This is a genomic window from Micromonospora costi (assembly GCF_003626655.1).
GTDB classification, from domain to species: domain Bacteria; phylum Actinomycetota; class Actinomycetes; order Mycobacteriales; family Micromonosporaceae; genus Micromonospora; species Micromonospora costi.
This window is the reverse complement of record NZ_RBAN01000001.1, coordinates 19,834-38,896: the sequence shown is the minus strand read 5'-3', so window position 1 is coordinate 38,896 and position 19,063 is coordinate 19,834. Positions and strand designations below refer to the sequence as shown.

Sequence of the window (19,063 nt, the reverse complement as noted above, 5' to 3'; positions counted from 1 at the left end):
TCAGTGCGCCTGCCCGTACGGGTGGGCGACCAGCACCGGGCACCGGGCGTGCTGCACGAGGGCCTGGCTCACCGAGCCGAGCAGCATGCCGGTGAAGCCGCCCCGGCCGCGGGTGCCGACCACCACCAGGGCCGCCTCCCCGCTCGCCTCGATCAGTGCCGGCGCGGGGGACGCGGCCCGGATCGCCCGGCCGGTGACGGTCAGGCCGGGCCGGCTGCCCCGGGCGGCGGCCACCGCGGTGCCCAGCAGCGCGTCCGGGTCGTCGCCGGGCGGCACGATAACGCTCGCCTCGCCCCGTCCGATCTCCTCGGGTGCGACGTGGACGAGCACCAGCTCGCCGCGCCGGCGTACGGCCTCGTCGGCGCCGTAGCCGACCGCCAGCTCGGCGGCCTCCGACCCGTCGACGCCCACCACCACGGGCCCGTCGGTGCGTACCGGTTGGTCGGCGGGCCGCACCACCAGGACGGGGCAGCGCGCGTGGGCGGCGACCTGCGTGCTGACCGAGCCGAGCAGCAGGCCGGCGAAGCCACCCAGGCCGCGGCTGCCCACCACCACCAGTTCCGCACGGTGCGACTCCTCGACGAGGGTGGCGCCCGGCCCACCGCGCACCTGGCGCACCTCGACCCGCAGCCCCGGCCAGCGGTCGACGAGGTCACCCGCCGTGTGGTCCAGCATCGTCCGCGCCGCCTCGGTCGGGGCCGGCACACCGAGGTCGTACGGGTTGATCGGCACGCCGTACCCGAGCGGGTGCAGGTATCCGTGCACCAGGTGCAGCGGGCGGTCCCGCAGCACGGCCTCGCGCGCCGCCTCGTCGGCGGCGGCCAGGCTCGCCGGGGATCCGTCCACCCCCACCACGACGGGTCGGTTCATGCAGCCCTCCCAGCGGTCGTTCAGGTCATTGTCGACGGGTCCACGCCCGGCCGTCGGCGTTTCCGCGCCCGGCGCGCCCCCGCGCACCGGGCCGCCGCGCCTCGCGCACCGGGCCGCCGCGCATCGCGCACCGGGCCGCCGCGCCGCCCGAGAGCCCGGGCGGCGCGGCCGCGGTCGTCAGGACCGGCCGGCGGTACGTGGGTGCCGGACGATCGCCACCGGCGCGTGCGCGTGGTGCAGGACCGCGTGGCTGACCGAGCCGAGCAGCAGCCCGCCCAGCGCCCCGCGCCCGTGCGCGCCCACGACCACCAGCTGCGCGTCACGGGCCTCGTCGACGAGGACCTGGGCGGGGGAGCCGTGCACGAGCCGGTGTCGGACCGGCACGTCCGGGTAGCGCTCGGCCCATCCGGCGACCGACTCGGCGAGCACCCGCTCCTCCTCGTCCGCGAGCACCTTCAGATCCTCCACCATCGGCAGCACGTCGCCGGGAAGAACCGCGACCGGGTCGAGCCAGGCGTGCACCGCCACCAGCGGAGCGTCCCGGCGGGACGCCTCCTCGAAGGCGAAGCCGACCGCCTCGACGGAGAGCGCGGAACCGTCCACGCCCACCACCACGGGCCCGTCGGCGCGGGCCTCGCCGCGGACGACCAGCACCGGGCACTCGGCGCGCGCGGACACCTGCACGGTGACCGAGCCGATCAGCAGGCCGGCGAAACCGCCCAGGCCGCGGTGCCCGAGCACCACCAGCGCGGCGTGGTGTGACTCGTCGATCAGCACGGGGGTGGCCGCGCCGTCGGCCACCGCGCCGGTGACCGGTACGTCCGGGGCGAGCTTGGTGGCCTCGGCGACCGCCTCGGCCACGAACTCCTCGGCCTGCTTGCGGAGGTCGTCGAGCGGCAGCGCGAACGGCGCGGTGCCGAACGCGGCCGCGGCGGTGAGCGGCGAGCTGAACGCGTGCACGACGCGCAGCGGGCGGTGCCGGTAACCGGCCTCCCGGGCGGCCACCCGTACCGCGTCCAGGGCGGCGGCGGAACCGTCCACTCCCACCACGACGGGGGCACCGGTGTTGATGGTCATGACTACCTCCTTCGTCCGGTTCCAGCCTTCCCCGCCGGCCTCCGGCCGGTCAGGGTCGCCAGTCCCGGATCCCGGGCCGTTCGTCCCGGATCACCGGGAGGCCCGTCATCCTCACGCGTGACGCGTCCGAGTCGCCGTGCTGTGCACGGCCGCGCGACCGTACCGCCGCAACCTGTACGCGTCGCCGGGGCGTCGCCCCGGTGTGACCCGGGTCCTGAGACGCGTCGGCCCCGTTTCGCCGACGTGGCGGTGTCCGGCGCGGTCGTACACCGCCACGGCGCCGGTCCGGCGGCTACCCGACCGGGTCGCCGGTCGCCGGCCGCCCGGCCCCCGCCGGGTCGACGCGGCGGCCGCCCACGACCAGCTCGTCCACCTCCAGACGGCCGATGCGCAGCTCGCGCACCACGGCCCGCCGGATCGCGAGGCGGCCGACGCAGAGCACTCCCACGGCCACGGCGCCACCGGCCACCGCGGACAGGGCCAGCGCCCCGACGGCCGTCGCGCCGAGCGCCCGGGCGCCGACGGCGAGCGCGCCGACGTGTGCGGCCGCGCTGCCCGGCCGGTGTGTGTTCCGTCGCATCGGCCCATTCTCCGCCGCACCGTCCGCGCGGCGCAGCCCGATCCGCCGCACCGTCCGCGCGGCGCAGCCCGATCGGCCGCAGGATCCGGGCGGCGCAGCCCGATCCGCCGCACCGTCCGCGCGGCGCAGCCCGGTCCGCCGCGGCGGAGCCGGCCCTCCGGTCGACCGTGCGCGAAGGGCGGGAGCGGCGACGCCGTGGGGACGGCGGCGTACCGGGTCGGCCTCCGCCACGCCGGCGACGGGCCGCACCCTGACCCCGCCGCCGGAGGGACGCCCCGACCGCGCCTGTCGTACGCCGGCCCTATCCTCTGCCGGTGACCCCTGACCTGCGCCTGCGTCCGGTGCGCGCCGACGACCTGCCGGAGTTCTACCGACACCAGCTCGACCCGGAGGCGATCCGGATGGCCGCGTTCACGGCCGACGACCCGGCCGACCGGCGGGCGTTCGCCGAGCACTGGCGGCGGGTGCTCACCGATCCGGAGATCGTCTCGCGGACGGTCACCGTCGACGGGCAGGTCGCCGGTCACGTGCTCGCCTTCCCGGTCGGGAAGCAGACCGAGGTGAGCTACTGGATCGACCGGGAGCTGTGGGGCCGGGGCTACGCGACCCGCGCGCTGGCCGCGCTGCTGCGCGAGCTGCCGCAGCGTCCGGTGCACGCCCGCGCCGCCAAGGACAATCTCGGCTCCCTCGCGGTGCTGCGCAAGTGCGGGTTCGTCGTTTGCGGCGAGGATCGCGGCTACGCGCCGGGCCGCGGCCGCGAGGTCGAGGAGTACGTGCTGGAGCTTCCCGACTGAGTCACCGCCGCCCCGGGCCGGACCGCCCGGCCACGCCCCACCGCTTGTGACGGGTAACGGACAGACGACCAGCCCGTCGTCGCCTTCCGCGCCACCCGGCCGGCGGGCAGGATCGGAAGGTGTTTCAGCGGGCCACCGGTGGTGGAGGAGCGGGCTTGAGCGGCAGCGACGAGACCATCGCGGTAGTGGTGGTCACCTACAACAGCGCACCGCTCCTCGCCGACCTGATCGCGTCGCTCGGGCCGGGGCTCGACGGGCTCGACTGGCACCTGGTCTGCGCCGACAACGCCTCGGCGGACGGCACCGTCGAGACCCTGCGGCGGTTGGCCCCCACCGCGACCATCGTGCGGATGGGACGGAACGCCGGCTACGCGGCGGGGATCAACGCCGGGGTGGCCGCCGCCGGCCCGCACGGCGCGGTGCTCGTCCTCAACCCGGACGTCCGGCTCGGCGCCGGCTGCGGCCGTGAACTGCTCGCGGCGTTGCGGACGCCGGGCACGGGAATCGCCGTGCCGCGCCTGGTCGACGGCGACGGCGGCCTGATCTTCACGATGCGCCGCGAGCCCAGCATCCTGCGCGTCCTCGGTGACGCACTGCTCGGCGCCGAGCGGGCGGGTCGCTACCCGGCGCTCGGCGAGGTGGTGACCGACCACACGCGCTATGCGAGCGGCGCGGTCACCGCGTGGGCGGAGGGTTCCACGCTGCTCGTGAGCGCCGAGTGCTGGCGCCGGTGTGCGCCGTGGGAGGAGTCGTTCTTCCTCTACTCGGAGGAGACCGACTTCGCCCTGCGGGCCCGGGACGCCGGGTTCGTCACCCGATTCACGCCGGCCGCCCGGGCCGTACACCTCGAGGGCGACTCGCGGCGCTCACCGGGCCTGTGGGCGTTGCTGACGCTCAACCGGGTGCGCCTCTACCGCCGCCGGCACGGCCGCCTCGCCACGGCCGGGTTCTGGGCGGCCCTGCTGCTGCGCGAGCTGAGCCGGGCGCTGCTGCGCAAGCGCCCGAGCCAGGCCGCGGTCCGCGCCCTCGTGAGCCCGGCCCGGTTGCGGGAGACGCCCGGCCCGCACAGCGTCCGTCCGGCCGCCTGACCGGGCCACCCGGTCAGCGCAGGCGTTTGGCGATCCCGACCGCCGCGAGCCGGGCCCGGCGGTAGCGGCTGGGCCGGGCCAGCACCTCGGCGCGCAGCGACGCCGGGGTGTCTCCCCGCCGGACGCTGAACCGTGGCTGGAGCCAGGCGCCGGGGCGCGCCGGCCGGCGGTCACTGGTGAACACCCGCGTGTAACCGAGGCGGCGGAGCGCGCCGAGCAGCCGACGGTCGTACCGGCCCAGCGGGCAGGCGGCGAGGTCGACGGGCGACCCGGCCGCCGCGGTCAGCCGTTCGCGGGCCACCACCAGCTCGTCGTGGACCGTCGCCGGGTCCATGGCGCGCCACGACCGGTGCGACATGCCGTGCGTGCCGATCGCCATCCCGTGCCGGCGCAGCTCCCGTACGCCGGCCGCGTCGAGGCTGCCCGGCTCGCCCAGACGACCGGCCAGCACGAAGAAGTCGGCCGTGAGGTTCCGGTCGACCAGGGCGGGAAGCCCGACGCTCAGGTCGGAGAGGTTGCCGTCGTCGAAGCTGATCCGTACGGCGGGCCACGCCGCCACCTCGTCGAGGATCGCGAGGAACGGGTCGCGGCCGACCCAGTACCGGTCCTCACCGGGTTCCAGGTCCCGCTCGGGCTCGCCGACCCCGTGGAAGCAGATGTTGATGAGGTGCCCGTCGGCCGTCATTTGCCCCTCAGGTGGCTGTTGCCGGCCGGGACACCCAACCCCGGTACGGCGGCGGGCACGACCCGGGAGGACTCGTCGCGTTCCCACGTGTGGCCGCCGCGGTCCGCGCGCCGAGCCCGCGACGCCGCGACCACGGTGATGAGGACGTAGCAGAAGGCGGCGGGCGCCAGCCAGGGACGGGGGACGACGACGTCCCGCAGCCAGGAGAGCCGCCGCGCCGGGCGTACGCCGGTGGGCGCCGCGCCAGCGGTCGACGCGGCGGTGGCCGCCGCGCGCATCGCCGCGTTGCCGGCGCGCACCCGCGTGAGGCGCTGGAGCAGGTCACCGAGGCGGCGTGGCGTGGCGACGACGGAGGTCGACCCGGTCACCTCCCGCTTCTCGTCGCGGTCGAAGAGGGAGTCGAGGAACAGGTCGTCGGCGACCAGGTCCGGAAAGCTCCCGAACCGCTCCCGGCCGGTGGCGGACACGGCGATCGCGCCCCGCCCGAACAGGCCGTCCCGGAAGGCGGGCAGGTGCCGGTGCACGGCGAAGTAGGCGCGTACGAGCGGTGGCCGACCGGTGAGGTCCAGCGCCCGGCGGGGGACCGCCGCGAGAGCCGCGGTCCCGCCGGCGACCGGGCGTACGGCGTCGGCGAGGAGCCGGAGGTCCGCCGTGGTGAGCACGACGTCGGCGTCCAGGTAGACGCGCGGGAAGCCGGCCGCGACCCGGTCTCCGGCGTTGAGGGCGGCCGGCTTGCTGGCGACGTCCAGCTCGACGACGCGTACCCCGGGTCGGCTGGCCGCGACCTGCGCGGTGGCGTCCGTGCACCCGTTGGCGACCACCGTGACGTCGAACTCGCCGTCCCTCGCGTCCGCCAGCAGGGTGTCCACGCAGCGTCCGATGACGCCGGCCTCGTCGTGGGCCGCGATCACGACGCTCGCGCGGCGTCCGGCCGTCTCGGCGGCCGGGGTGGTGGTCGCGCCCGGACCGTCCGCCTCGCCAGCGAGCGGCCGGGGCAGGCGCCGGGCCAGCAGGCGTCGCCACACGGACACGTACCGCTGCGCCTGGTGTCCCCAGGCGAGCGTCGTCGTGAAACGGTCCAGACCGACGTCGCGCATCCGGTCCCGTTCCGCGGGGTCGTCGAGCAGGTCGTCGAGGGCTGCGGCGAACTCGGCGGGCGACCCGGTGGCCAGGTAGCGGGCCGCCGCCCCGGCGGTCCGCCGGGTCTCGACGAGGTCGACCGCGACGACCGGGACGCCCCGCCCGAGGTACTCGACCGTCTTCGCCATCGTGGAGAGCTGGTTCATCCGGGTCGGCAGGTCCGGTTGGATCGCGATGGTGGCCGTACGCAGCAGCGCGTCGACCGCCGCGGCGTCGAGCCACCCGGCGAACTCGACGAGGTCGTTCAGGCCACGCTCGGCGGCGAGCTTGGTGAGCGCGGGCATGGTCTCGCCGTCGCCGGCCAGCACCATCCGCCAGTCCCTGCGGTCGCGCCGCTTCGCGAGATCCTCGGCGGCGAGCAGGGCCACCTCGACGTTGTCCTGCGGGCCGAAGACCCCGACGTAGGCGATCGTGTGACGGTGGTCGGTGGCCACGTCCGGGGCCGGCGTCGCGTCGCGCGAGATCTCCTCCGCCGCCGGGCCGTTCCGTACGACGGTGATCCGCTCCGCGGGCACTCCGCGGCGCAGCGCGTTCTCGCGGAACGACTCGTTCGTCGCGAAGACGGCGGTGGCGGTGCGGAGGGTGAGCCGTTCGAGCAGGACCAGCGTCCGGAAGACCCAGGTGTTGACGGAACCGCCGGACCGCGCGGCGTAGATCTCCGGGCAGAGATCGTGGTGGTCGAACACCCAGGGACGGCCGAGCGCCCGCCAGATCAACGCGAGCGGAAAATAAATGTCCGGAGGGTTGCAAACCTGCACCGCATGTGCCCGCCCTCGCAATAGCTCACCGAGCAGCCGTATCGCGATGCACAGGAACGACCAACCGAACTCCACGGCGAACGAGACGACACCCGAACCGTAGACGATCAGCGGATACGGCCTGAGTCGAGTGTTTCTGCTTCCCGGCAGTAAACGGAGGTTCCTGTCGCCTCGGGGCGCGATCACCGTCACGTCGAAGCCGTTCGCCTCCAGGCTGAGGCATTCACGGATGACGCGGCGGTCCCGCTCAGCGGGGAGATTGGCGACGAGGATGGTGACGTGCGGCCGGCCCTTCACAGTTCGGACCACTTCCTCTCGTCAGAAACGACGACGGCAGGAACACTGCCTGACTCACGGTTCAGGAGACAAGAGTGCCGCTCGGATCCTCAGTGTCAGCTTGTTTCCAGTTGGCCGTTCGGGGACAAATTCGTCGGGGATGGACGGTGGGTGGCCTCCGCATCGGCGTCCGTCGGTGGCCCGGACGGTTGGCGCGCAATCTCCGTTCCGGCCGGGTGACTGACCAATCAGTTGACGGAGTCGCGCCGTCAAGCCTTGGCAAATGACGGAAAGCCGGCAGTGTCAGGTGGCCGGGGCAATGACAGGATTGCGTCGCCGAGCAAAATGCCGACGCGTTGGCATGCGCAGCCGCAGGTGCACGAGGACGTGAGGATGGGGACGTAGATGCCGGTACGGGTTCTCCCCATCACGGCCGTCGAGCGGCAGGCCGCCGCGGAGTTCCTCCACGAACACCTCAACCGTCGGGTGCCGGCGGACGCGTGGGCCCGGGCCATGGTCGTCCCGTGGAAGGTCGACGCGCCCAACCACGGTTTCCTGCTGCTCGGTGACGAGGGCGTCGCCGGGGTCCACCTCGCGTTCTACTCCGAGCGGTGGATCGACGGCCGGCCGGAGCGGTTCTGCAACCTGGGCGCCTGGTGCGTGTTGCCGCAGTACCGGTTCCACGGCCTGCGGTTGGTCAAGGCGCTGCTGTCGCAGGAGGGCTACCACTTCACCGACCTGTCGCCGAGCGGGAACGTGGTGCCGCTCAACACCCGGCTCGGCTTCAGCTTCCTCGACACCGCCACGGCCCTCGTGCCCAACACCCCGTGGCCGAGCTGGCCCGGCCGGCCCCTCATCACCGACGACCCGGCCCGGATCGAGGCCACGCTGGGCCCCTCCGACCTCGCGATCTACCACGACCACAGGGACACCCCGGCGCGGCACCTGCTGCTCGTGCAGGGCGGCGAGCACTGCTACGTCGTGTTCCGCAAGGACCGCCGCAAGGGCCTTCCGGTCTTCGCGTCGATTTTGTACGTGAGCGACCGGCAGCTGTTCCGCCGGCTGGCCCGGCCCCTCGGCCGGCACCTGCTGCTCCGGCACGGCGCCCTCGCGACCCTCGCCGAGCTGCGGGTGGTCGGCGAGCGCCCGCCCGGCTCGGTCATGCTCGCCGCACCCCGCCGGAAGATGTTCCGCAGCGCGGGTCTCGACGCCGACCACATCGACTACCTCTACAGCGAGCTGACCTGTGTCAGCTGGTGAGACCGGTCCGACGAGAGAGGGCCCCGCGATGCGTACGGGACTGCACCACCTCCTGGCCGAGACCGCTCGGCGGCACGGCGGGTCACCCGCGCTCACCGCCCGGGACGTCACCCTCACCTACGCCGACCTCTGGCGGAACGTCGTCGGGGTCGCGGCCGGGCTGGCCCGGCTCGGCCTCCAGCGCGGCGAGCGGGTGGCCGTGTACGTCGACAAGCGGCTCGAAACCGTCGAGGCGGTCTTCGGCACCGCGGCGGCGGGGGGCGTCTTCGTCCCGGTCAATCCGTTGCTGCGTCCCCGGCAGGTGGCCCACATCCTCGCCGACTGCGCCGTCCGGGTGCTGGTCACCACGGCCGAGCGTCTCGACCTGGTACGCGACGAACTGGCCGAGGCCAAGTCGGTGGAGCACGTCGTCCTGATCGGAGCGGCACCGCGCACCACACCGGCGACCCGCTGCGCGGTCTCGTCCTGGGACGAGCTGGTCGCCCCGGGCGCCGACCCGCCGCGCCCGGAGGTCGTCGACGCCGACCCCGCCGCCATCCTCTACACCTCGGGCAGCACGGGACGACCCAAGGGGGTGGTGCTCTCGCACCGCAACCTGCTGGCCGGGGCCGAGAGCGTGAGCCACTACCTGGGCAACGGCCCGGACGACGTGATCCTCGCGGCGCTGCCGTTGAGCTTCGACGCCGGGTTCAGTCAACTGACCACCGGGTTCGGGGTGGGTGCGCACGTGGTGCTGCACAACCACCTGCTCCCGGCCGACGTGGTGAAGACCTGCGCGAGGCACGGCGTCACCGGGCTGACCGGCGTGCCGCCGCTGTGGCTGCAACTCGCCGAGCAGCGGTGGCCCGAGGAGGCGACCCGGCGCATGCGCTACATCGCCAACACGGGCGGCCGCATGCCGAGGGCGACGCTCGACCGGCTGCGGCAGATCTTCCCCACGGCCGAGCCGTACCTCATGTACGGGCTCACCGAGGCGTTCCGGTCCACGTACCTCGATCCCGCCGAGGTCGACCGGCGGCCCGACTCGATCGGGAAGGCCATTCCCAACGTGGAGATCCTCGTGGTCCGGCCCGACGGAAGGCTCGCCGATCCGGGGGAGGAGGGCGAGTTGGTGCACCGCGGGCCCCTCGTCGCCATGGGGTACTGGAACGACCCGGAACGCACGGCGGAACGCTTCCGCCCGGTACCCGGCGGTGAGGGGGCGCTGCGTCCCGAGATCGCGGTCTGGTCGGGCGACGTCGTCACCCGCGACGCGGAGGGTTTCCTGTACTTCGTGGGGCGCACCGACGAGATGATCAAAACCTCGGGTTACCGGGTCAGCCCCGCCGAGATCGAGGAGGTCGCGTACGAGACCGGCCTGGTGGGGGACGCCGTGGCAGTGGGCGTCGACGACCCGCGCCTCGGGCAGCACGTGGTGCTCGTCGTGAGCCCGGCCGGCGGCGGTGAGGTCAGCGAGACCGCGCTGCGGGCCGAGCTGAAGAAGCGGCTGCCGCTCTACATGGTGCCCAGGCGGATCGTCCGGCGCGGCACGCTGCCGAGGACCCCGAACGGGAAGTTCGACCGCACCCTCATCCGCGAGGAGGTGACGAGGTGACCCATCCCGCCCTGGCCGCCTTCGAGGGCCGTTCCGGCGCCCTCGTCGTCGGTGGCATGCCCGTCGACCGGCTCGCCGCGCGCGTCGGGAGCACGCCGTTCTTCGCGTACGACCGGGCGATGCTGACCCGCCGGATCCAACTGCTGCGCGACACGCTGCCGGCCGGCGTGAGCATCAGCTACGCGGTGAAGGCGAACCCGATGCCGGCCGTCGTCCAGCATCTCAGCGGCCTGGTCGACGCCTTCGACGTCGCGTCCGGGCTGGAGCTGCGCACGGCCCTGGACACGCCCATGCCGGCGGCCCGGGTGAGCTTCGCGGGCCCCGGCAAGACCGACGCCGAGCTGGCTCAGGCGGTCGCCGCGGGCGTGACCATCGAGATGGAGTCCGAGACCGAGGCGGAGCGGGTCGTGGCCGCCGGACGCCGGCTCGGCATCCGGCCGCGCGTCGCGGTACGGATCAACCCCGACTTCACCGTCAAGGGATCGGGCATGCGGCTGGGCGGCGGCCCGCAGCAGTTCGGGATCGACGCGGAGCGGGTGCCGGCGCTGCTCAAGGAACTGGTCCACGCCGACGTCGACTTCCTGGGCTTCCACGTGTTCGCGGGGTCACAGAACCTGCGCGCCGAGAGCATCTGCGAGGCCCAGCGGCAGACGGTCGAGCTGATGATGCGGCTGGCCGACGAGTCGCCGCTGCCCGTCCGCTACCTCAACGTCGGCGGCGGCTTCGGCATCCCCTACTTCCCGAAGGACGAGCCGCTGGACCTCGCGGCCGTGGCGGCCAACCTGCGCGCCCTGGTCGAGGGGTCGATCCGGCCGGCGCTGCCCGACGCCCGGGTCGTCGTCGAACTCGGCCGCTTCATCGTGGGCGAGTGCGGTGTCTACGTCACCCGGGTGGTGGACCGGAAGGAGTCCCGCGGCCGGACGTACCTCGTCGTGGACGGCGGCCTGCACCACCAGCTGGCCGCCTCGGGCAACTTCGGCCAGGTGATCCGCCGCAACTACCCCCTGGCCATCGGCAACCGGTGGGCCGAGGAGGCGCGGGAGACGGTGACCGTGGTCGGTTGCCTGTGCACCCCGCTCGACCTGCTCGGCGACAACGTCACCCTGCCACCCGCCGAGATCGGTGACCTCGTCGTGATCTTCCAGGCCGGCGCGTACGGCCTGACCGCCAGTCCCACCGCGTTCCTCGGTCACCCGGCGCCCGCCGAGGTGCTCGTCTGAGTTCGGCTCGTCTCAAGGGGAGAAATGGACACCAGCACCAGCAGCAGCGTCTTCGACGAGGTGAAGTCCGTGGTCGTGGCGACGCTCGGCATCGAGGACCGCGCCGACACGCTCGACGCGTCCACCGTGCTCCTGGGCGACCTGCCCGAACTCGACTCGATGGCCGTGGTCGAGCTCGTCGTCGCGTTGGAGCAGCGGTTCGACATCGAGATCGACGGCGAGGACGTCACCGCGGAACTCTTCGAGACGCTCGGCGGTCTCGCCGATCACGTCGCCGCGAAACTCCGCTGACCGGGCCGACGGGCCGGTGCCGCGTCAGGGCCTGATCTCGGCACCCTCACCGGTGACGTTGCCGCTCCACTCCAGGAACGCGCCGGGCACGGCGTTGGACGTGGACACCGGCCACTCGTCGTACCCCGTGATGATGTTCCCCGTCACCCGGTAGGTGGCGGACTCGTGCAGGCGGAGGGTGTAGACCCCGCCCGCCAGCCAGTTGTCCCGGATCGCCAGCTCGCCGCGCGAGTCGTCGGCGATGAAGATGGCGGCGGTGCCCAGGATGCCCGGTGCGTTGACGGGCCGCGAGTCGATGTTGGAGCGGATGATCTCGCCGCCCGCGCCCGCCCGGTACGCCTGGACGCCGTCGTTGTGGTCCTCCGCGCTGCCCTGCCGCACCCGCACGTACGACTCGACGATCGACGTGTCGTACAGCCGGACCCCGTCGCTGCCGTTGATCAGCTGGCAGCGGTAGGCCGTCACGTGCCCGCCGACGGCGTAGTCGTGGCCGGGGGCGTCCACCGTGGACCAGCGCAGGGTCAACCGTGTCCCGCTCGTCTCGACCTGCGCGTCGATGCGGGCGGCGGTCAGCGTGACGGCCCGGTCCACGACGAGACCGCCCTTGAGCCACACGCACGTGGCGTTGCCCAGCCGGCTGGCCCGGACCCTGCTCGCGTACACCTTCATCGTGGCGTCCGTGCAGCGCTGGCCGTTCGGGCCGGTCCAGGCGCGGTAGCCGGTGTTCGCGGCGTTGATGTCCCGGCCGTGCAGCCCCGACGTCGGTGGCGGCTTCGAGGTCGCGGTCCCCGCCGGTGTCGCGGTCGACGGGCGTGGCCGGGCGCTGGCCGACGGGGTCGACGACGTCCCCGACGGGACGGGCTTCGGTGTGCCGGCGGTCGGTGAGCCGCCGCAGGTGGCCGGCCCCTGCGTGCCCGGGCCGGGCGTGCAGCCCTGGGCCGCCACAGGTGCGCCGGGCTCGTCCGCGACGGGGGTGGCGGTGTCCCCGCGCGACCGGAGGATCAGCACGGTCGCCGCCGCGGCCAGGACGACCAGGCCGAGGAGAAGGGAGATGGTCACCCGACCGCGGGTGCGCCGGCTTCCAGCGTGTGACGTGGACATGGTCCTCCTGTCGCCCCAGCCCGCGCCGTCGCGCGGGCCGCGGCCCCTACTCAGACGGGCAGGCCGATCGCCCTGCCGACGAGTTCGGCCCGCCGGTGCCAGGAATGCTCGGCCGCGAACCGGCGCCGCCGACTGGTCAGCTCCGGGGTCCGCGCGTCCGCGGCGGCCCGCCGGACGGCGGCGCCGAACTCGCCGGCCGCGGCCACCCGGATGAGGTCGGTGTCGAGCCAACGCACGGCGGGCAGGTCGGTGCTCACCACCGGTCGGCCCGCCGCGAGATACTCGAGCGTCTTGAGCGGGAACGACGCCCGGTTGAACGCGCTGTCGACGTACGGGGTGAGGCCGACGTCGATGACGCGCAGGTACGAGGGCAGGTCGGCGAACGGGCGGTGCCCCACGTGCCGGACCCGCGGATGGGCCAGCAGCCGGGCGAACCGTACGGGCTCCCACTGCGGGTCGACCGTGCCCACGAGCAGCAGCGAGCAGCCAGCGGCGACGACCTCCTCGAGGAGGCCGACGTCGATCCGGCCGGAGAGGTGCCCGACCACGCCCGCGACGGGCGCGGGCAGGTCGACGTCGGGTGGCCGGGGCGCCGCGTCGACGTCGGCGTAGGCCGCGCTCAGCACACCACCGGGCACCAGCACGGGGTCGGCGCCGAGGCCCCGCCACTTGTCGGCGAGGACGGGGGAGACGGTGACGACGAGGTCGGCGCGGGCCAGTGCGTTCGCCTCCTCCCGGGCGATCTCGGCGGCAGCCACGTCCATGAGCTCCGCGCCGGCGAGGTAGTCGTCGGTCACGTAGAGCACGTCGCGCACCTCGTCGCCCCACCGACCGAGCAGGTCACCCGCGGAGAACGACAGCGCCGCGACCGGACGGATCCGCCGCGCCCGCAGCGCCCAGCGGATCTGGGCGCGCACGAGGAGCGGCGTGAGACGGCGGATGCCGCGCCGGGTGTGGAACGGGGGAGCGACCGTCACGAGCCTCGTCACGCGGGGCGCCACGTCGATCAGCCGCGGCACCACCCGACGCGGCTCACCGAACCGGTTCGCCGCCGGTGTGGCCACCGAGGTGGGCGGGTCGACCCAGAGGACCCGCGCGAACGGCGTGAGGTGGGTGGCGATGTGCCGGTCGGTACGCGCCGTGCCCGTCCACCTGTTGACGGCGAGGACCAGCAGCCACGGCAGATCGCGGTCGTCGGCGCCGGTCATCGCTTGAACCACGCCCAGCGGCGGACCCGGCCGTGGCGCGCCACGACGCCGAGCGCGCGGCCCGCGAGGCCACGGTCGCGCAGCCCGCTCAACAGCAGCGCGGCGAGACGGCCCCGGTCGAACGTCGGTGCGCGGCCGGGCTCCCCGCCGTCGGCCTCGCCGGCGAAGCCGTCGTGGCACAGGACGATCTCGCCCGGCCCGGCCTGCCGGAGGCCGTCCTCCGCGAGCACCGGCTCCGGGAGTTCGCGCCAGTCGCCGACCGTCGGGCCCCAGGCGACGGGGGTCAGCCCGGCGCGCCGGATCTCGACCCAGTGCCGGGGCAGCAGGGCGCCGTACGGCGCCCGGAACCAGGTGACCGGCCGGCCGGTCCGCTGTTCGAGTTCCGCGCGGGCGTCGCGGGTGCGTCGCCCGGCCTCCTCGGGACCGAGCCGGGTCAGCCGGGTGTGGTCGAACCCGTGCAGGGCGACCTCGTGCCCGGCGGCCAGGATCTCGTCGAGCAGCGACGGGTGGCGGCGTACCCGCTTCACCAGCACGAAGAACGTCGCCGTCGCGCCGAAGTCGGCGAGCGCCCGCAGCACCGCCGGGGTGCCCACCGGGTCCGGTCCGTCGTCGTAGGTGAGCACGATCTCGGGCTGGGCCGTGTCGACCCTCCGGACCGTGCCCACCGGGCTGGTGGACCAGCGGCCCGCGGCCCGCACCGCTCTGCTCGCGGCTGTGGTCGCCTGCATGTCACGTCCCTCCGCGCCTACGCACCGAGCGTGCCCGCGATCGCGTCCACGGTGTCCCGCGCGGCGCGGTCCCAGGAGAACCGGGCGACCAGGTCGGGTATGTCCGCGCGGCAGGCCGCGTACAGGTCGTCGTCCACCAGCACCCCCGCGATGAGCCGGGCCAGTTCCTCCGGGTCGTCCTTGCTGAGCAGGGCGCCGTTGCGGCCCGGTCGGATCATCTCGGGCATGGCGAAGTCGTCCCGGCCGACGCACGGCAGGCCCCGCGACAGCGCCTCGAGGAAGACGAAGCCGAAGCCCTCCACGCGAGTGGGCAGGACGAACAGGTCGTGCTCGTCGTACAGGGACGCGACCTCGGCCAGCGGCAACGGGCCGAGGAACGTGACGCCGTCGGGGACGTCGCCGTCCCCGGGCCAGTCCGGCGGGCCCACGATGGTGGCGGTGATGCCCGGGTCCACCTCCCGGCGGAGGATCGACAGCGCCGCCAGCACCAGGTCGCCGCCCTTGGCCCGGAAGTTCCGGCCCACGAAGAGGAGCCGGCGCCGCGGCGCGGGCCGCACCGGCGCGGGACGGGCCCACCGGACGTCGTCCTCCACATGCAGGCCCGGGTGCACCACGTGGACCTTCTCGGCGGGCAGGCCGGAGAGCTGCACCAGGCTGCGCGCGAGCCAGTGGCTCATGGTCAGGATCCCCGCGGCCCGGTCGTAGATCTCCCGCTGGCGCTCCTGACGCCGGCGCAGGGTGCTCGTCGACGTCTTGCGGAAGATCGGCCGGCCGCCGGCCCGCATCTTGAGCAGCGCGTCCCAGCTCATGTCCTGGTAGAGGAAGTACGGCCGGTCGATCGCCGCGAGATCCTGGATTTCGAGTACGGCGTCGCACGCGAGGCGTCGCGAGGCGCGGGTGATCACCCTCCGGCAGTACTCGTCGGTGATCCTCGACTCGTCCCAGGACGAGCGCAGGCGGCCGTCGTGCCAGCGCGGGTGCAGGCCACGCAGCACCATTCTGGTCATGGGCGGGATCTCCACTCCCACGTCGACCACCGACGTCCGGGTGCGCAGCGCGGCGCGGAGCTGCCACGGGGTGCGGGACCAGGTCTGCGCGGGCACGGGATCCCAGAGGCACGCAAATCCGATTTGCATGTGCACCGTCTCTCGTCATGGCGCGCCAGCTTCGGCGCAACGCTGCCTCGGGCCCGGTCGGCGCGCAATCCCTGTGTCATTTTCGCGACCGTGCCGGGCAAAGGGGTATCCCATTGGCGGATCGACCGGTCCGAACGGCTGATCCGCGATTGGCCGCCGTAGGGATCGCAGCGGCCCGCCGCGTCCGTTCGATGTGGCCGATCCGTCGGCGCGGGCCGGAAAAAGTGCTGGTCCGGGGGCGCGTCGGGCCGGGCGCGCCACCGGGATCGGGCCGGACATTCGACGCCGCGCCACGCGGAAACCGGCCGCGAGGCGCGCTGGAATGGGCTTCTTGGCAAGCCGTGCGCGGGCGGCCTATCATGCGGCAGAACGCGCGCCGCAAGCCCTTCTCGCCCCTCTCACGAATGGTCTGGTCGTGCACCGGACCGCCGCCTCGAATTCTCAGCAGATCAAGACGGATTTCTGTCTCTCGCCTGGATTCTGGACGAATGGTTGCGTAGTGAGTTCGCCGGAGGCGCGGCACACCGAGCGAGGCACCTTGTGGAGGGCGCATGGACCTGTGGGACGTAGCCAAGCTGTTGTGGAGACGCCGCTGGGTCTCCCTGCCCCTGGTGCTGTTGACCGTCGCCATGGCCTCCTACGTGGCGATCGCCATGGACCCGGACTACAAGTCGACCGGCCACGTCACCCTCCTGCCGCCCACCGAGACCAAGCCGGAGCGGCCCACCGGCCCCTCGACGGTGAGCCCCTGGAACGTGTGGTCCCTGTCGGACGCGCTCGTCATCTACACCGGCCGCGCGGACATCAAGAAGGAGTTCGCCGAGGCCGGCCTGTCGGAGGAGTGGACGACCTCGGTGACGGGCAGCAATCTGCCCATCATCGAGATCGAGGTCGTGGCGTCCGGCCCGACCGTCGCCAACGCCACGCTGAGCCGCCTGGTCGACGTCCTCACGAACCAGCTCGCCGAGCTGCAGGCGCCGTACGGCACGCGGGTCCAGGAATCCATCACCGCGAAGGTCCTCGACGTGGGCCAGAACGGGGAGCTGGTCACGTCGAGCGTGAAGCGGGCCGTCATCGTCGTCCTGGCGGTCGGCTTCGTCGTCACGGCCGCGGCGAGCATCTGGGTCGACGCGATCGTCCGCCGGCGGCGGGCCCGTCGCGCCGAACAGGAGGAACCCGACGAGCCGACGCCCGCCCCGCCGCCGCCCGCGCCCGTCGGTCGGTCCGCTCCCGGGGACGCGGTGTCGGCCGACCGTCCGGTACCGGCGGTGCCGACCGCGGGCCTGTGGGCGCCCGGCCAGCCCTACCCGCGCCGCGAGTCGCTCGAACCGACGATCATCATGCGCCGGCCACCCGCGTCCGGCGGGCCCGAGCGGCGGCCACCCGCGTCCGGCGGGCCCGAGCGCCGGCCGGACGCGTCGACCGGCCGCCCACAGGACGTGGCGAAGCCCGCGGTCTCGTCGCCGTACCGGAACCCGAACCCGGGGACCATGAGGGACGGATACCGGCCGCGAGCGGACGAGTCTTGACCCTCTCGCCGTCGGTCGACCTGGATCCCGCCCTCGTCGACCCCCGCACCTACGCGACCAGGCGACGGCGCCACCTGGTCGACACGCCCTACCTGCTCAGCCTGGTGGCCGTCTTCGCCTGTGTCATCCCGGCCGGGCAGATCGTCCCCCAGCTGACGGATCTCGGCCGGCCGACCACCCTGGTGGCGTTGCTGCTCGCGGTCATGTGGGCGGTGTCCCGGCTGCACCCCCGGATGACCACCCGGGGGCCGCAGCCGATGCGCTGGGTGGTCATGTTCTACGTGGTGGCGGTGCTGCTGTCGTACGTCGCCGGGCTCGCCCGGGGAATGCCCACGATCGAGGCCAACGGCGCCGACCGCGCGCTGCTGGCCACCGCGGCCCTGGTCGGTCCGATGCTGGCGTTCGCCGACGGCGTGCCGAACCGCAGCCGTCTCGACGCGGTGCTACGGGCCCTCGTCTACTCCGCCGCGATCATGGCGTTGATCGCGATCGTCCAGTCGAGCCTGCGCTTCGACCTCCTCCACTACATCAAGATTCCCGGCCTGAGCAGCCGCGACTACGGCACGGGCGTCCCCGGTGACGAGTCGGCGCGCGACGGGGTGGCGAGCACGGCCACCCACTACATCGAATTCGGCACGATCATGGCGATGACGCTGCCGTTCGCCGTGCACGTGGCGCGTTTCTCCGGAACGCGGACGCAGAGGCAGCTCGGCGCGGTCTCGGCCGCGCTCATCTTCATGTCGATCCCGATGGCGGTGTCGCGCACCGCCATTCTCGCGCTCGCCATCGTGCTGCTCGTGATGATTCCCTCGCTCACCTGGCGCATGCGGTTCAACCTCGGCGTGCCGATGCTCGCGCTCGTCATGCTGTTGTTCGTCGTCCGCCCGGGCCTGCTCGGTTCCGTCCGGAGCCTGTTCACGAGCTGGGGGCACGACGACAGCATCAAGGGCCGCACGGACGACTACAGCATCGTGGGGTACCTGTTCAGCCAGCGGCCGTGGCTGGGACGCGGCCAGGGGACCTTCATCCCGACGCAGTACATCTTCCTCGACAACCAGTGGCTCGGGCACGCGATCAGCGGTGGCATCGTCGGCGTCGCCGCGCTCGTCGCCCTGCACGTGACGGCCATCGTGCTCGCCGCCGTCGCCATGCGCCGGTCCTCCGCGGTCGCGGACCGGAGTCTGTGCGCCTGCCTCATCACGGTGCAGCTGGTCGCCATCGCCGTCGAGTACACCTTCGACGCCCTGGCCTTCACCACGTTCGTCGCGGTGTTCTCGCTGCTGACCGGCTGTGCCGGCGCGGCGTGGCGACTGCTGCACCGGGAGCGGGACATCCGCACCGTGGCCGTCGGCCGGGCCGAGTGACATGGCGCCGCCGTCCGTCCACGCCGTACCTCGGGGGCGGAATGTGGTGCGGCGCCTGGCTGAATTGCCGACCGACCTGACCCGGGAGGGTGCGGGCCTGACATGTCGGGTGCGGGGCCTTCCCCCTTCGGCCGGTCGCCCTCAATCGTTCGCCCCGACCGCGGCCGAAGGGATGAGAAAAGTCCCGTCGATTGTCCGCGGCAATGCACCGCACCGGATTTTGTGGGCGGCGCACGACTGGCACAGCATTGGATTCTGAAGCGTCGTCTTTCGCGTCGCCGAGATCTGGTCAGCCGCCGTGGTTCTTCGCCAGGAGAGAGAGACCGCCGATGAGCAGGGAAGGAACCACATCCACGGGACCACG

At 73.6% G+C, this 19,063-nt stretch carries 17 protein-coding genes; 8 read left to right on the top strand and 9 right to left on the bottom strand.

Translation table 11 applies throughout. From position 1 onward, the window contains the following. The 3 genes from D7193_RS00165 to D7193_RS00155 all read right to left on the bottom strand — a co-directional run bounded on the left by D7193_RS00165 (window position 1) and on the right by D7193_RS00155 (window position 2,527). Window positions 1–870, bottom strand: a complete 870-nt coding sequence (locus D7193_RS00165) for a universal stress protein (RefSeq protein WP_120777353.1) — start codon at window positions 868–870, stop codon at window positions 1–3. Between the two features lie 177 nt (window positions 871–1,047). Then, window positions 1,048–1,947 carry a universal stress protein gene (locus tag D7193_RS00160; RefSeq protein WP_120777352.1) on the bottom strand — a complete coding sequence of 300 codons (900 nt, stop codon included), beginning with the start codon at window positions 1,945–1,947 and terminating at the stop codon, window positions 1,048–1,050. A 292-nt stretch (window positions 1,948–2,239) separates the two neighbouring features. Beyond that, entirely contained in the window at window positions 2,240–2,527 is a 288-nt protein-coding gene (locus D7193_RS00155; protein WP_120779138.1) for a hypothetical protein, read from the bottom strand. 314 nt (window positions 2,528–2,841) lie between these two features. Here D7193_RS00155 and D7193_RS00150 point away from each other — a divergent pair, with 314 nt between their 5' ends. Together D7193_RS00150 and D7193_RS00145 are read left to right on the top strand one after the other, a co-directional pair. Beyond that, window positions 2,842–3,321 (top strand): GNAT family N-acetyltransferase, encoded by a 480-nt coding sequence (locus tag D7193_RS00150; protein WP_120777351.1) that lies wholly within the window; start codon window positions 2,842–2,844, stop codon window positions 3,319–3,321. Between the two features lie 155 nt (window positions 3,322–3,476). Continuing rightward, complete coding sequence (locus D7193_RS00145) at window positions 3,477–4,409, top strand: glycosyltransferase (protein ID WP_120777350.1); 933 nt, start codon at window positions 3,477–3,479, stop codon at window positions 4,407–4,409. Between the two features lie 13 nt (window positions 4,410–4,422). Here the strand turns inward: D7193_RS00145 and D7193_RS00140 are convergent, their stop codons facing one another. Together D7193_RS00140 and D7193_RS34005 are read right to left on the bottom strand one after the other, a co-directional pair. After that, complete coding sequence (locus D7193_RS00140) at window positions 4,423–5,094, bottom strand: polysaccharide deacetylase family protein (protein ID WP_120777349.1); 672 nt, start codon at window positions 5,092–5,094, stop codon at window positions 4,423–4,425. Further along, a complete protein-coding gene (locus tag D7193_RS34005; protein ID WP_241562762.1) occupies window positions 5,091–7,301 on the bottom strand; it encodes a glycosyltransferase in 2,211 nt (736 codons plus the stop codon). The genes D7193_RS00140 and D7193_RS34005 overlap by 4 nt, the downstream gene beginning before the upstream one ends. A gap of 372 nt (window positions 7,302–7,673) precedes the next feature. Here D7193_RS34005 and D7193_RS00130 point away from each other — a divergent pair, with 372 nt between their 5' ends. The 4 genes from D7193_RS00130 to D7193_RS00115 are packed head-to-tail and all read left to right on the top strand — an operon-like array spanning window position 7,674 to window position 11,633. Then, window positions 7,674–8,528: a hypothetical protein gene (locus D7193_RS00130; protein WP_206611828.1), complete on the top strand. Its 855-nt coding sequence runs from the start codon at window positions 7,674–7,676 to the stop codon at window positions 8,526–8,528. 28 nt (window positions 8,529–8,556) lie between these two features. Then, the gene (locus tag D7193_RS00125) at window positions 8,557–10,122 is read left to right on the top strand and encodes an acyl-CoA ligase (AMP-forming), exosortase A system-associated (protein ID WP_120777348.1); all 1,566 of its coding nucleotides are present in this window, start codon (window positions 8,557–8,559) and stop codon (window positions 10,120–10,122) included. Then, window positions 10,119–11,342 (top strand): pyridoxal-dependent decarboxylase, exosortase A system-associated, encoded by a 1,224-nt coding sequence (locus tag D7193_RS00120; protein WP_241562761.1) that lies wholly within the window; start codon window positions 10,119–10,121, stop codon window positions 11,340–11,342. The genes D7193_RS00125 and D7193_RS00120 overlap by 4 nt, the downstream gene beginning before the upstream one ends. A gap of 24 nt (window positions 11,343–11,366) precedes the next feature. Then, the gene (locus D7193_RS00115) at window positions 11,367–11,633 is read left to right on the top strand and encodes an acyl carrier protein (protein WP_120777347.1); all 267 of its coding nucleotides are present in this window, start codon (window positions 11,367–11,369) and stop codon (window positions 11,631–11,633) included. Window positions 11,634–11,657: 24 nt separating this feature from the next. Here the strand turns inward: D7193_RS00115 and D7193_RS00110 are convergent, their stop codons facing one another. From D7193_RS00110 to D7193_RS00095, 4 genes are all read right to left on the bottom strand, one after another. Further along, window positions 11,658–12,692: a hypothetical protein gene (locus D7193_RS00110; RefSeq protein ID WP_120777346.1), complete on the bottom strand. Its 1,035-nt coding sequence runs from the start codon at window positions 12,690–12,692 to the stop codon at window positions 11,658–11,660. 92 nt (window positions 12,693–12,784) lie between these two features. After that, window positions 12,785–13,942, bottom strand: a complete 1,158-nt coding sequence (locus D7193_RS00105; RefSeq protein WP_120777345.1) for a glycosyltransferase — start codon at window positions 13,940–13,942, stop codon at window positions 12,785–12,787. Continuing rightward, window positions 13,939–14,670 carry a polysaccharide deacetylase family protein gene (locus D7193_RS00100; protein WP_120777344.1) on the bottom strand — a complete coding sequence of 244 codons (732 nt, stop codon included), beginning with the start codon at window positions 14,668–14,670 and terminating at the stop codon, window positions 13,939–13,941. The genes D7193_RS00105 and D7193_RS00100 overlap by 4 nt, the downstream gene beginning before the upstream one ends. A 17-nt stretch (window positions 14,671–14,687) precedes the next feature. Further along, the gene (locus tag D7193_RS00095; protein ID WP_158674749.1) at window positions 14,688–15,773 is read right to left on the bottom strand and encodes a glycosyltransferase family 4 protein; all 1,086 of its coding nucleotides are present in this window, start codon (window positions 15,771–15,773) and stop codon (window positions 14,688–14,690) included. Window positions 15,774–16,357: 584 nt separating this feature from the next. Here D7193_RS00095 and D7193_RS00090 point away from each other — a divergent pair. Both D7193_RS00090 and D7193_RS00085 read left to right on the top strand, forming a co-directional pair. Beyond that, window positions 16,358–17,335: a hypothetical protein gene (locus D7193_RS00090; protein WP_120777342.1), complete on the top strand. Its 978-nt coding sequence runs from the start codon at window positions 16,358–16,360 to the stop codon at window positions 17,333–17,335. Continuing rightward, complete coding sequence (locus D7193_RS00085; RefSeq protein ID WP_120777341.1) at window positions 17,332–18,699, top strand: O-antigen ligase family protein; 1,368 nt, start codon at window positions 17,332–17,334, stop codon at window positions 18,697–18,699. Before D7193_RS00090 ends, D7193_RS00085 begins: the two co-directional genes overlap by 4 nt. The last annotated feature ends 364 nt before the right edge of the window (window positions 18,700–19,063 follow it).

Excerpts from the sequence above, each read along its gene's own strand:
- D7193_RS00165 (WP_120777353.1), bottom strand. The coding sequence starts at position 870 with ATGAACCGACCCGTCGTGGTGGGGGTGGACGGATCCCCGGCGAGCCTG.
- D7193_RS00160 (WP_120777352.1), bottom strand. The coding sequence starts at position 1,947 with ATGACCATCAACACCGGTGCCCCCGTCGTGGTGGGAGTGGACGGTTCC.
- D7193_RS00155 (WP_120779138.1), bottom strand. The coding sequence starts at position 2,527 with ATGCGACGGAACACACACCGGCCGGGCAGCGCGGCCGCACACGTCGGC.
- D7193_RS00140 (WP_120777349.1), bottom strand. The coding sequence starts at position 5,094 with ATGACGGCCGACGGGCACCTCATCAACATCTGCTTCCACGGGGTCGGC.
- D7193_RS00130 (WP_206611828.1), top strand. The coding sequence starts at position 7,674 with ATGCCGGTACGGGTTCTCCCCATCACGGCCGTCGAGCGGCAGGCCGCC.
- D7193_RS00125 (WP_120777348.1), top strand. The coding sequence starts at position 8,557 with ATGCGTACGGGACTGCACCACCTCCTGGCCGAGACCGCTCGGCGGCAC.
- D7193_RS00115 (WP_120777347.1), top strand. The coding sequence starts at position 11,367 with ATGGACACCAGCACCAGCAGCAGCGTCTTCGACGAGGTGAAGTCCGTG.
- D7193_RS00105 (WP_120777345.1), bottom strand. The coding sequence starts at position 13,942 with ATGACCGGCGCCGACGACCGCGATCTGCCGTGGCTGCTGGTCCTCGCC.
- D7193_RS00100 (WP_120777344.1), bottom strand. The coding sequence starts at position 14,670 with ATGCAGGCGACCACAGCCGCGAGCAGAGCGGTGCGGGCCGCGGGCCGC.
- D7193_RS00090 (WP_120777342.1), top strand. The coding sequence starts at position 16,358 with ATGGACCTGTGGGACGTAGCCAAGCTGTTGTGGAGACGCCGCTGGGTC.